9 protein-coding genes are annotated in these 11,086 nt (G+C 73.4%); 4 read left to right on the top strand and 5 right to left on the bottom strand.

What is annotated here, in order from left to right; genetic code table 11:
* Positions 1–142 precede the first annotated feature (142 nt).
* From ACFVHO_RS13965 to ACFVHO_RS13955, 3 genes are all read right to left on the bottom strand, one after another.
* Positions 143–1,426 (bottom strand): aspartate aminotransferase family protein, encoded by a 1,284-nt coding sequence (locus ACFVHO_RS13965; RefSeq protein WP_385713285.1) that lies wholly within the window; start codon positions 1,424–1,426, stop codon positions 143–145.
* The gene (locus tag ACFVHO_RS13960; RefSeq protein WP_385713283.1) at positions 1,423–2,265 is read right to left on the bottom strand and encodes a nitrilase-related carbon-nitrogen hydrolase; all 843 of its coding nucleotides are present in this window, start codon (positions 2,263–2,265) and stop codon (positions 1,423–1,425) included. The genes ACFVHO_RS13965 and ACFVHO_RS13960 overlap by 4 nt, the downstream gene beginning before the upstream one ends.
* Positions 2,266–2,494: 229 nt before the next feature.
* The gene (locus ACFVHO_RS13955; RefSeq protein WP_385713281.1) at positions 2,495–4,105 is read right to left on the bottom strand and encodes a hypothetical protein; all 1,611 of its coding nucleotides are present in this window, start codon (positions 4,103–4,105) and stop codon (positions 2,495–2,497) included.
* A gap of 472 nt (positions 4,106–4,577) precedes the next feature.
* Between ACFVHO_RS13955 and ACFVHO_RS13950 the strand changes: the two genes are divergently transcribed.
* The 3 genes from ACFVHO_RS13950 to ACFVHO_RS13940 all read left to right on the top strand — a co-directional run bounded on the left by ACFVHO_RS13950 (position 4,578) and on the right by ACFVHO_RS13940 (position 7,798).
* The gene (locus ACFVHO_RS13950; protein WP_385713279.1) at positions 4,578–5,768 is read left to right on the top strand and encodes a Cmx/CmrA family chloramphenicol efflux MFS transporter; all 1,191 of its coding nucleotides are present in this window, start codon (positions 4,578–4,580) and stop codon (positions 5,766–5,768) included.
* A gap of 114 nt (positions 5,769–5,882) precedes the next feature.
* Entirely contained in the window at positions 5,883–7,325 is a 1,443-nt protein-coding gene (locus ACFVHO_RS13945) for an MFS transporter (RefSeq protein WP_385713278.1), read from the top strand.
* On the top strand, positions 7,322–7,798 hold the full coding sequence (locus ACFVHO_RS13940; RefSeq protein WP_385713276.1) for a MarR family winged helix-turn-helix transcriptional regulator: 477 nt from the start codon (positions 7,322–7,324) through the stop codon (positions 7,796–7,798). Before ACFVHO_RS13945 ends, ACFVHO_RS13940 begins: the two co-directional genes overlap by 4 nt.
* 115 nt (positions 7,799–7,913) lie before the next feature.
* On the opposite strand, the gene ACFVHO_RS13935 is transcribed toward ACFVHO_RS13940, so the two are convergent.
* The gene (locus ACFVHO_RS13935) at positions 7,914–8,165 is read right to left on the bottom strand and encodes a helix-turn-helix domain-containing protein (RefSeq protein WP_385713275.1); all 252 of its coding nucleotides are present in this window, start codon (positions 8,163–8,165) and stop codon (positions 7,914–7,916) included.
* 49 nt (positions 8,166–8,214) lie between these two features.
* Between ACFVHO_RS13935 and map the strand changes: the two genes are divergently transcribed.
* Complete coding sequence (map, locus tag ACFVHO_RS13930) at positions 8,215–8,982, top strand: type I methionyl aminopeptidase (RefSeq protein ID WP_385713273.1); 768 nt, start codon at positions 8,215–8,217, stop codon at positions 8,980–8,982.
* Positions 8,983–9,107: 125 nt separating this feature from the next.
* On the opposite strand, the gene ggt is transcribed toward map, so the two are convergent.
* Positions 9,108–10,997 (bottom strand): gamma-glutamyltransferase, encoded by a 1,890-nt coding sequence (ggt, locus tag ACFVHO_RS13925; protein ID WP_385713272.1) that lies wholly within the window; start codon positions 10,995–10,997, stop codon positions 9,108–9,110.
* Positions 10,998–11,086: the final 89 nt, after the last annotated feature.

Here is an 11,086-nt window from a genome sequence, read left to right as displayed (position 1 = left end):
TCCGCCGGGGGGGGGTTTCTCCCCCTCCCCCCTGGCACGGGGGGGGGGTTACTCTGGGGGGGGGGGGCGGGTGCTCCGTTTGGGGGGGGGGGGGGGGGGGGGGGGGGCCGGGGGGGGCCCCGCCCACGGGGCCGGGCGCCGCCTAGACGCCGCGCAGGGCCCGCTCCAGGATCGCGGCGCCCTCCTCCGCCTCGGCGACGGTCAGCGACAGGGGCGGGGCGATGCGCAGCACGCTGGTGCTGTGCCCGCCGCCCTTGCCGATGAGCAGACCGCCCTCGCGGGCCGCCTCCAGGACGGCCGCGGCCGCCTGCGGGTCGGCCTCGTCGGTGCCGGGCCTGACCAGCTCGATGCCGATCATCAGGCCCCGGCCGCGCACCTCGCGGACCACCGGGAGCTGGGCGCAGATGGCCCGGAGCCGCTCGATGAGCAGCCCGCCGACGCGGCGCGCGTTGCCCTGGAGGTCGTGTTCCAGGAGGTACGAGAGATTGGCGAGGCCCGCGGCCATGGTGACGGGCGAGCCGCCGAAGGTGGAGATGGAGTTGGCGTCCAGGGAGTTCATGATCTCGGCGCGGCCGACGACGCCGCCGATGGACATGCCGTTGCCGATGCCCTTGGCGAAGGTGAGCAGGTCCGGCGGTCCGGCCGCGGCGTGCGCCTGCCAGCCCCAGAAGTGGTCGCCGGTGCGGCCCCAGCCGGTCTGCACCTCGTCGGCGATCCACAGGATGCCGTGCTCGGCGAGGACCTCGCGGAAGGCGGCGTAGAGGCCGTCGGGCGGTGAGGTGAAGCCGCCGACGCCCTGGACCGGCTCGGCGATCAGCGCGGCGACGCCGCCGCGGGACTGGCCGAGCATGTCCCGCAGGTCCGCGACGCACGCCGCGGTGAACTCGGCGTCGCTCAGGGCCGCGTAGGGGCCGCGGGAGCGGACGCCGCCGTGGACGTACAGCGTCTGCAACGGCGAAAGGCTCGTGGGCGACCAGGACTGGTTGCCGGTGATGCCGACCGCGGTGAAGGAGCGGCCGTGGTAGCTGTTGCGCATCGCCAGGATCTGGTTGGAGCGGCGGTGCGCGGTGGCGAGGAGCAGCGCCGTGTCGTTGGCCTCGGTGCCCGACGTCGTGAAGAACACGCGGGCGTCCGGGATGCCGGACAGGGCCGCGATCCGCTCGGCGAGGTCGACCATCGGGCGGTTCAGGTAGAGCGTGGAGCTGTGGATGATCCGGCCGGCCTGCTCGGCGATCGCCTTGGTGACGTCGGGCAGGGCGTGCGCGGTCATGGTGGTGAGGATGCCGCCGAAGAAGTCGAGGTAGCGCCGTCCGGCGGCGTCCCAGACGTGGCGGCCCTCGCCGTGGGTGAGCTCGACGGGCTCGTCGTAGTAGAGCGCGAGCCAGTCCGGCAGGACGGCCCGGTGCCTGGCGTAGAGGTCCTTCACGGCTTGACCAGCCCTTCGTACGCGTCCGGGCGGCGGTCCCGGTAGAACGCCCACTGTTCGCGGACCTCGTCGATCAGGTCGAAGTCGAGGTCGCGCACGACGAGTTCCTCCGCCTTGTCGCTCGCCGTCTCGCCGACGAACTGCCCGCGCGGGTCCACGAAGTAACTCGTGCCGTAGAAGTCGTTGTCGCCGTACTCCTCCTGGCCGACGCGGTTGATCGCGGCGATGAAGTACTCGTTGGCGACGGCGGCCGCGGGCTGCTCCAGCTGCCACAGATAGGCGGACAGGCCGCGGGACGTGGCCGAGGGGTTGTAGACGAGCTGGGCGCCGTTCAGGCCCAACTGCCGCCAGCCCTCGGGGAAGTGGCGGTCGTAGCAGATGTAGACGCCGACGCGGCCGACGGCGGTGTCGAAGACGGGCCAGCCGATGTTGCCCGGCCTGAAGTAGAACTTCTCCCAGAATCCCTTGACTTGGGGGATGTGGTGCTTGCGGTACTTGCCCAGGTAGCTGCCGTCGGCGTCGATCACCGCGGCGGTGTTGTAGTAGAAACCGGCCTGCTCGACCTCGAAGACCGGCACGACGATCACCATGCCGGTCTCGCGCGCCAGGTCCTGCATGCGGCGCACGGTGGGCCCGTCCGGCACCGGTTCCGCCCAGCGGTAGTGCTCCTTCTCCTGGACCTGGCAGAAGTAAGGAGCGTTGAAGACCTCTTGGAAACCGATGACCTTCGCGCCCTGCCGAGCGGCTTCGCGGGCGTGCTCCTCATGCTTGGCAATCATGGATTCGGTGTCGCCGGTCCAGGTCGCCTGGACCAGTGCGGCGCGTACGACATTGGCCATGAGCTGCTCCTTCGACGGGACGTCAGAGAGCCTCTACGCCCGTAGACTTCTTGCGTAGACAGACGAACGTAAGCCCCATCGACGGCCTTGCCAAGACCATCGTCGTAACGCGGCGGAGTCGATCATGTTTCGCACCCGGGCGGGTGACGGACCCGTCCGCCGGAGCGCGGGCGGACGCCGGGGCGCGTTCAGGTCGGCCCAGGTCGGCTCGGCTGAGGCCGGGGGCGGCTCAGGTGGCGAAACCCGCGACCCGCAAGGCGTGCACGAGGTCCCAGTGACGCTCGTCCGACGCCGCCTTCGCGGCCTCGAGGAGCTGTGGAATGAGCCGGGGCGGGTCGGTGTGCGCGCAGGCCGCGACGTCCTCGGCGGTACGGACCCGGACGAACGCGTCGAGCAGCGCCCGGGCCTCACGGGTGCGCCCCGCGTCGGCGAGCGCGATCAGGGACTCGGCGATCTCCGGTGCGGGCCGCGCCACGCCCTGGCGCAGCAGCTTGCGGCAGTCCTCCGCGCGGCCCGCACCGGCGAGCGCGTCCGCGACGGCCACGAGCCGGTCGGGCGGCAGCGACGCGGCCTCCCACAGCAGGGTCGCCCAGTCGGCGGCGAGGCCCGCGTGATGCAGTTCCTCCGCGAACAGCGGGAGCCTGGCCGCGGGCCACCCCGACGCCTCGACGAGGACCCCGTGCGCCTCGCCGCTGCGGCCCTCGCCGCGCAGCTGGATCAGCGCCTTCACGGCGTCGACGGTGACGCGCTCGTCCGCGAGGTGCGCGTCGGCGGCGGCGCGCGCGTCGGCCGCCTCGCGGTCGGCGGCCACCTGGTCCGCGGACCTGGACCGCCTCGGGGCGCGCGGCGGTCCGGCGTCCACGGCCGGGGCGTAGCGCGCGCCGCGGGGCGTCCCGGCGTCGACGGCCGCCGCGTCCGCCGAGGGGACGACGACGGGGCCCACCCCGTCCGCCTCGTCGGCGTCGAGCCCCGCGAACCCGGCGAAGCGGGCGCCCCGGGGGCGGCGGCGCGGGTTGGGCTGCTGCGGGACGCGGGGGGTGCGGCCGGTCGGGTCGGCCTGGGCGTGGTCGTCCGGGGCGGGGGCGGCCTCTTGGGTGCGGTCGGGGTGGGGGTGCTCTTCGGGGGTGGGGGCGAGGGTGGGAAGGGGGATGGGGGCGCCGGGTTCGTACTCGGCGGGGCGGGGGGCATGTTCCGCGGGGCCGGGGCCGGGGCCGTACTCGGCGGGGCGGGAGTCGTACTCGGCGGGGCGGGCGCCCGGGGAGCGGCCCGGCTCCGCGCGCGGCGGCGCGCCCTCCTGCCCGGGTCCCCCGAAGTCCACCCACTGCGGCGCGCTCGCGCGGTCGAGGCGGTCGATGCGCGCACGCAGCTCCCCGCAGCGCGCGGCCGCGCGTTCGTGGTCGTCGCGCACCCACGCCAGGTCCAGGTGGATGCGGTCCACGTCGTCGGGCGTGGCGGCGACGGCGAGGGCGCGCGCGAGCTCGTGCTGGCGCTCCTGGGCGAACCGCTGCTCCTGGAGCATCAGGTCGAGCCGGTCGCTGAGGAGTTCGCGCGCCCCGGGCCGGCCGTCGTGCGCGGCCACCGACGCCGCGTGCAGGGCCTGCGCCCGTGCCGTCTCGGCGTGCGCGACGCCCACCCCGGCGTCGGCCGCGAGGTCGTGGAGCAGCGCCTGCACCACGTCCCAGGGCGGCACCTCGGCGCCCTCCAGGCAGGCCCGCATGCCGTCGGGGTCGCGGGCGAGGAACACCCCGCACCACCCGCCGTCCCGATCGATCCGGGCCAGGAGATCGTTCAAGTACTTTGCGAACTCCCGGATCTCGTCCGGGAGTTGTCCCACTGCCATCGTCGGGCACCGCCCCCTGGGAGACTGGAGTCTGCCGGTCCGGAAGATAACACCAGATGGGTTACGGGACGGCTACACGCGGTTTTCCGAAGGCTTCATTAATTACTTGGACGTGCGGCGACAGACGTGGTTAGTCTGCGCACATGTCCAGTCCCGAGGCGAACAGACGCTAGCCACCGGCGTTCCGGTGGCTGCTCCACGGACTCCCCGAGTTCCTGAGCTCGCGAGTTCCTCGCTGCCGCGTGGCAGCGACACCGACGCCGTGCCGTCCTCCGGTACGACGCCCCGTGTCGCTCCGCGGCCCCTTCGCCACAGGATCGCCGCAGTGCCGTAGTCACGGACTGCTTCCCCACCCTCTTCCCGCCCGCGCGGCAACCGCGCGGCGTCGGCGCCGCCTTGGGCGTGCCGCGCCGCGTCACCGAGGGCTGCCCGCGGGTCTCGTCGATCCTTTCAGTGGTTGCGGAGTCTCGCTGTGCCATTCGTCCTGTATCTGCTCGCCCTCGCCGTGTTCGCCCAGGGCACGTCCGAGTTCATGCTGTCCGGCCTGGTGTCGGACATCGCCGCCGACATGGCAGTGTCGGTCCCGGCCGCCGGTTCGCTGACCTCGGCGTTCGCCGTCGGAATGATCGTGGGGGCGCCCCTGATGGCGGTGCTGAGCCTGCGCTGGCCGCGTCGCCGCGCGCTGCTCGGCTTCCTGATCACGTTTCTGCTCGCGCATGTGGTGGGCGCCCTGACCACCAGCTTCGGCGTGCTGCTCGCCACCCGTCTCGTCGGCGCGCTCGCGAACGCCGGCTTCCTCGCCGTGGCGCTCACCACCGCGACGAGCCTGGTGGCGCCGGACGCCAAGGGCCGGGCCACCTCGATCCTCCTCGGCGGCACCACGCTCGCCTGCGTGGTGGGCGTGCCGGGCGGCGCGTTGCTCGGCCAACTGTGGGGCTGGCGGGCCGCGTTCTGGGCGGTGGCGCTGATCTCGGTGCCCGCCGTCGTCGCCGTCGCCCGAGCCGTGCCGCCGTCCGCGCCCGCCACCGCGCCCACCGCCACACCCACCACCGCGCCGACCACCGCACCCACCGGCGTCCGCGCGGAGCTGCGCGCCCTGCGCTCCCCGAAGCTCCTGGTGACGCTGTTGCTCGGCGCGCTCGTCAACGGCGCCACGTTCTGCGTCTTCACGTATCTGGAACCGCTGGCCACGCATGTCTCCGGCATCGACGAGGCGTGGGTGCCCGGGCTGCTCGCCCTGTTCGGGCTCGGCTCGTCGGTCGGGGTCGCGCTCGGCGGGCGGCTCGCCGACACGCGTCCGCTGCCGCTCCTGGTGGGCGGCACGGTGGCGCTGGTCGCGGGCTGGGTGGCGTTCGCGCTCGCGGCGGGCAGTCCGGTGGCGGCGGTCGTGCTCGCCTTCACCCAGGGGATGTTGTCGTTCGCGGTCGGCTCCACCCTGATCTCGCAGGCGCTGTACGCGGCGACGGGGGCGCCGACGCTCGCGGGCGGCTTCGCCACGGCGGCCCTCAACCTGGGTGCGGCGATGGGCCCTTGGGCGGGCGGCCGGGCGATCGCGGCGGGGCTCGGCTACCGCTCCCCCGTGTGGGTCGGCGCCCTTTTCGTGGCGGCGGCGCTCGTGACGGCGGGGGTGGCGCTCCTCGCGCGCCGACGCCGCCAGCACTGACAGCACCCGCCGACGCCGCCAGCACCAGCACCGCCAGCCACGGAAGACCACCCTCGACATTTAGTTGTGTTGTTGTAATGATTACAGCAACACAACTACTTTCCGGGGGCGCTCATGACCCACCTCACCCCTCATGGACGCTGGTCGGTGCTGGCCGTCTGCTGCCTGAGCCTGCTGATCGTCAGCCTCGACGTCACCGCTCTGAACGTCGCGCTGCCGTCCATCCAGCAGGACCTGGACAGCTCCCTGTCCGGGCTGCAGTGGACGGTCGACGGCTACACCCTCGTCCTCGCGAGCCTGCTGATGTTCTCGGGCTCGCTCGCCGACAGAGTGGGCCGCCGACGCGTGTTCCAGGTCGGCCTGACGGTCTTCACCACGGCCTCGCTGCTGTGCAGCGCGGCCCCGGGCCTCGGCTGGCTGATCGCGGCGCGCGTGCTCCAGGCGATCGGCGGCTCGATGCTCAACCCCGTGGCCCTGTCGATCATCAGCAACGTCTTCTCCGACTCCCGCGAGCGTGCCCGCGCGATCGGCGTGTGGAGCGGCGTCGTCGGGATCAGCATGGCCGCCGGTCCCCTCATCGGCGGCGCGCTCGTGGAGGCGGCCGGCTGGCGGGCGATCTTCTGGATCAACGTGCCCATCGGCCTGGCCGCGCTCGCCCTGACCCGGCGGTATGTGCCGGAGTCCCGCGCCGAGCGCCCCCGCCGCGCCGATCCGGTCGGGCAGGTCCTGGTCGTCGTGCTGCTCGCCACGGTGACGTACGCGATCATCGAGTCGCCGGTGCGGGGCTGGACGTCACCGCTCGTCGCCGGGTGCGCGGGCGTGGCGCTGTGCGCGCTGCTCGGGTTGCTGCGGTACGAGACCCGCCGGGTCGACCCCCTCGTCGACCTGCGGTTCTTTCGTTCCGTTCCGTTCGCGGGTGCCACCGTCATCGCGGTCGCCTCGTTCTTCGCGCTGGGGGGCTTCCTCTTCGTCAGCTCCCTGTACCTGCAGAACGTCCGGCGGCTCGACCCGCTGCACGCCGGTCTGTTCATGCTGCCCATGGCCCTCGCGGCGCTGGTCGCCGCGCCGCTGTCCGGGCGGATCCTCGCGGCCCGGGGGCCCCGCCTGCCGCTGGTGACGGCCGGAGCCGCGCTGTGCGCGAGCGCCGTCCTGCAGGCGCTCACCTACTCCGGACGCCTCTCGGTGGTGCCGCTGTTCTGCGCCTACGCGCTGTTCGGCGTCGGCTTCGGGATGGTCACCGCCCCGATCTCCCACACCGCCGTGTCCGCGATGCCGCGCTCGCAGTCCGGCGTGGCCGCGGCGGTGGCCTCGGCCTGTCGCCAGTTCGGCCAGTCGCTCGGCGTGGCGGTCATCGGCGCGCTCATGGCGACCGGCGCGCACACGGGCACGGCCGCCTTCCTGCAGGCGAGCCGGACGGCCTGGTGGATCATCGCCGGGTGCGGCGGGGCGGTCCTGCTGCTGGGTACGCTCACCTCTGGCCGCTGGGCTCAGTCCACGGCCCGGCTCACCGCGGAGCGGTTGGCCGCCGAGGAGACCAGAACGACGGTGAAGACTTGACGGAACGCCCGGGCGACGACACGGACCGGCGGGTGGACGACGCCGGCGCGCAGGTGGACGACGCCACCGTGCAGGCGGCCACGCGGGCCTGGCAGGGCCTCAACACCCTCCTGATGGACCGCCACAACCGCCGCAAGGAGGTCGCCGAGGCGCTCGGCATGAGCTTCAGCCGCATCCGGGCCCTGCGCCGGATCGCCCCCGGCCCGCTCACCCTGCGGGAGTTGGCGCAGCGGCTGAGCGCCGACCCGCCGTACACCACCGTGATCGTCGACGACCTGGTGCGGCGCGGCTTCGCCGAGCGCGTCCCGCACCCGGTCGACCGGCGCGCCAAGCTGGTCCGTCTCACCGCCGAGGGCGAGGCCGCCGCCGACCGCGCCGTCGCGATCCTGTCCGCCCCGCCGGCCGACCTGCTCGCCCTGGGCCGCGAGGACATCGAGGCCCTCGACCGCGTGGTGGCGAAACTGCTCGGCTGACCTCGGCCGCACGCCGACGAAAGAGCGGCGCCGGAACCACGGGTCCGGAAGCACGCCGAGGAAAGCACAGCGCCGGAAGCAGGGCGGCTTCAGAACAAGGAGCGCCGGGGCGCCCTCAGACGGGAACCAGCGCGCAGCTCCGGGCCACGTCGTCCATCGACAGCTCCAGGGCGACCGCGAGGGCCGCGACGGTGAAGAAGGCGGGTGTCGGCGCCCGCCCGGTCTCGATCTTGCGGAGGGTCTCCGCCGAGATCCCGGCGCACGCGGCCACCTCCACCATGCTCCGCTCACCGCGCGCCGCGCGCAGCAGGTGGCCGAGCCGCTCGCCGCGCTCGCGCTCTTCGGGGGTCAGGGGAGTCCGCACCATGAAGTCAGCATACCCCGACCCCGATTCAAATACCGGTATAGTAATTGGCATGGTCGAACTCAAGACAGACACATCCATCGAAGCGATGCGGGAGGCCGGGCGCGTGGTCGCGCGCGCCCTGACAGCGGTGCGCGAGGCGGCGGCCGTCGGCGTGGTCCTGCGGGACCTGGACGACGTGGCGCACCAGGTCCTCAAGGACGCGGGCGCCACGTCACCGTTCCTGCACTACCACCCGGCGTTCGCCCCGGTCCCCTTCCCCGCCACGCTCATCACGTCGGTGAACGACGCGATCGTGCACGGCATCCCGGACGGCTATCGCCTGCGGGACGGCGACCTGGTCTCCGCGGACTTCGGCGCCAGCCTGGACGGCTGGGTGGGCGACTCGGCCATCAGCTTCATCGTCGGCACCCCGCGCCCCGAGGACGTCCTGCTCGTCAAGACCGCCGAGCAGGCCCTGGAGGCGGGCATCGCCGCGGCCGTCGTGGGCAACCGCATCGGCGACATCGCGCACGCGGTGGGCACGACCTGCCGCAACGCCGGGTACGGCATTCCGGACGGCTTCGGCGGCCACGGCGTGGGCCGCAGCATGCACGAGGACCCCGGGGTGCCGAACGAAGGGCGGCCGGGCCGCGGCATGCCGCTCAGGCACGGCATGGTGCTCGCCATCGAGCCGATGCTGATCGCCAGCGGCAAGGACGGCTATCACGCCGCGCCGGACGGCTGGACCCTGCGCACGAACGACGGCAGCCGCGCGGCCCACGTGGAGCACACGGTGGCGATCACGGACGCGGGCCCGCGCATCCTCACGGCCCTGTGAGCCGGACCGGCCCCGACAGACGGGCCCGCCCCTCGCGCCGCGCGTGAACGAAGAGGTCCGCACCACCCCGGAACCGGAGCGGTACGGACCTCTTCGTACCCCAGGAACGTCACACGCGGGCCGGACTACGACCTCGGCTTCACCACCATCGCCGACCCGCCGCCCCTGCGCTCCTTCTCGGCCGCCGCGAGCCACTTCCCGCCCGCGAGCCGCTGCACGCCGGTCGCGGCGCCGATCTCCGGGTTCTGCCGGAAGGAGTGCCCGATCGCCTCCAGCTTGCGCCGGGTCTCGCTGTTCCACAGGCCCGGTTCGAGTTCCGTCTGGGCGGCGTTGCGCTGGCTGGCGCGCGGCGCCGCGATCGCGTCGACCAGCGGCAGGCCCCGGTCGAGGAAGCCGGTCAGGGTCTGCAGGACGGTCGTGATGATGGTCGCGCCGCCGGGCGAGCCGAGCGCGACGACCGGCCGGTCCTGCCCGTCGAGGACGATGGTCGGCGAGAGCGACGAGCGCGGGCGCTTGCCGGGCCCCGGCAGGTTCGGGTCGTGCACGGCCGGGTTGGCGGGCGCGAAGGAGAAGTCGGTCAGCTCGTTGTTGAGCAGGAAGCCGCGCCCGGGCACGGTGATGCCGCTGCCGCCGGTCTGCTCGATGGTGAGGGTGTACGCGACGACGTTGCCCCACTTGTCGGCCACCGTGAGATGCGTGGTGTTCTCGCCCTCGTACGTCGTCGGGGCCGCCTTGTCCCCGGCGCGGCAGGGCACCGGATTGCGCGGGTCGCCGGGCGCGAGCGGGCTCTTGAGGACGGCGTCATCCTTGATCAGGCAGGCGCGGGAGTCCGCGTACTTCTGCGAGAGGAGCTCCTTCTTCGGTACGTCCTCGAAGGCCGGGTCGCCCACCCAGCGCCCCCGGTCGGCGAAGGCGATGCGGCTGGCCTCGATGAAGCGGTGCAGATAGCGCGTGCGGGTGGCCTCGGAGAGGTCGGTGCCCTCCAGGATGTTCAGGGCCTCGCCGACGGTGGTGCCGCCGGAGGAGGACGGCGCCATGGAGTAGACGTCGAGGCCTCGGTAGGACGTCCTGGTGGGGGTGCGGCGCTTCGCCTCGTAGCCGCGCAGGTCCTTCATGGACAGGTCGCCGGGGCGGGCGTTGCGTCCGGAGTCGGGGTCCACGGGCGGCTTGTTGACGGTGCGGACCAGATCGCGGCCGAGCCCGCCGCGGTAGAGGGTGTCGACGCCCTTGTCCCCCAGCTCCGCGTACGTCCGCGCGAGGTCGGGGTTCTTGAACGTCGAGCCGACGACGGGCAGGTCACCGCCCGGCAGGAAGAGGCGCGCGGTGTCGGGGAAGTCCGCGAACCGCGCCTGGTTCGACGCGGTCTGGGAGCGGAAGGTCTCATCGACGGTGAAGCCGTGCCGCGCCAGGCGCTCGGCGGGCTTCAGGACCGTGCCGAGCGACTTGCTGCCCCAGGAGTCGAGGGCCTCCTGCCAGGTGGCGGGGGTGCCGGGGGTGCCCACGGCCAGGCCGCTGGTGACGGCGTCCGCGAACGGCAGCGGCTTGCCGTTCTCCAGGAAGAGCCCGGAGTCTGCGGTGCGCGGCGCGGTCTCGCGGCCGTCGAGCGAGCGCACCGTGCGGGACTTCGCGTCGTAGTACACGAAGTAACCGCCGCCGCCGATGCCCGCGGAGTACGGCTCGCTGACACCGAGCGCCGCGGCCGTGGCGACCGCCGCGTCCACGGCGTTGCCGCCCTTCTTCAGGACCTCGATGCCGGCGGCGGACGCGTCCTGGTCGACGCTCGCCACCGCGCCGCCGTGGCCGACGGCCACCGGTGTCTTCTCCGGAGTGGTGGTGCCCGAAGCGCCCGTAGTGGCTGATTCCGGTCTTGCGCCGGGTTCGGCCGAGGTGGCCGATTCGGCGCTCGTGCCCGGTTGCGCTGAGCGCGAAGGCGAAGGGGGCGCCGCCGCACCGACCGTCACCAATACCCCGCCGACCGCGCATAGCGTCAGATTCCGTACGAGACCGCGCCGCATTCGTACCTCCAGTCAACAGCCGTCTGCGCAGCGTAACTTCGGGCTCCCCGCCCCGCCATGGGCTCTTCGAACGAGGCTCCGAATGGCCG

The sequence above is a fragment of the Streptomyces sp. NPDC127108 genome, assembly GCF_042677545.1.
Lineage (GTDB): Bacteria > Actinomycetota > Actinomycetes > Streptomycetales > Streptomycetaceae > Streptomyces.
Note: the sequence above shows the minus strand (reverse complement) of the source record. Positions and strands in the feature narration are given on the sequence as shown.

Bases quoted from the DNA above. Each gene is read 5' to 3' on its own strand.
- ACFVHO_RS13960 (WP_385713283.1), bottom strand. From the start codon at position 2,265: ATGGCCAATGTCGTACGCGCCGCACTGGTCCAGGCGACCTGGACCGGC.
- ACFVHO_RS13955 (WP_385713281.1), bottom strand. From the start codon at position 4,105: ATGGCAGTGGGACAACTCCCGGACGAGATCCGGGAGTTCGCAAAGTAC.
- ACFVHO_RS13945 (WP_385713278.1), top strand. From the start codon at position 5,883: ATGACCCACCTCACCCCTCATGGACGCTGGTCGGTGCTGGCCGTCTGC.
- ACFVHO_RS13935 (WP_385713275.1), bottom strand. From the start codon at position 8,165: ATGGTGCGGACTCCCCTGACCCCCGAAGAGCGCGAGCGCGGCGAGCGG.
- map (WP_385713273.1), top strand. From the start codon at position 8,215: ATGGTCGAACTCAAGACAGACACATCCATCGAAGCGATGCGGGAGGCC.
- ggt (WP_385713272.1), bottom strand. From the start codon at position 10,997: ATGCGGCGCGGTCTCGTACGGAATCTGACGCTATGCGCGGTCGGCGGG.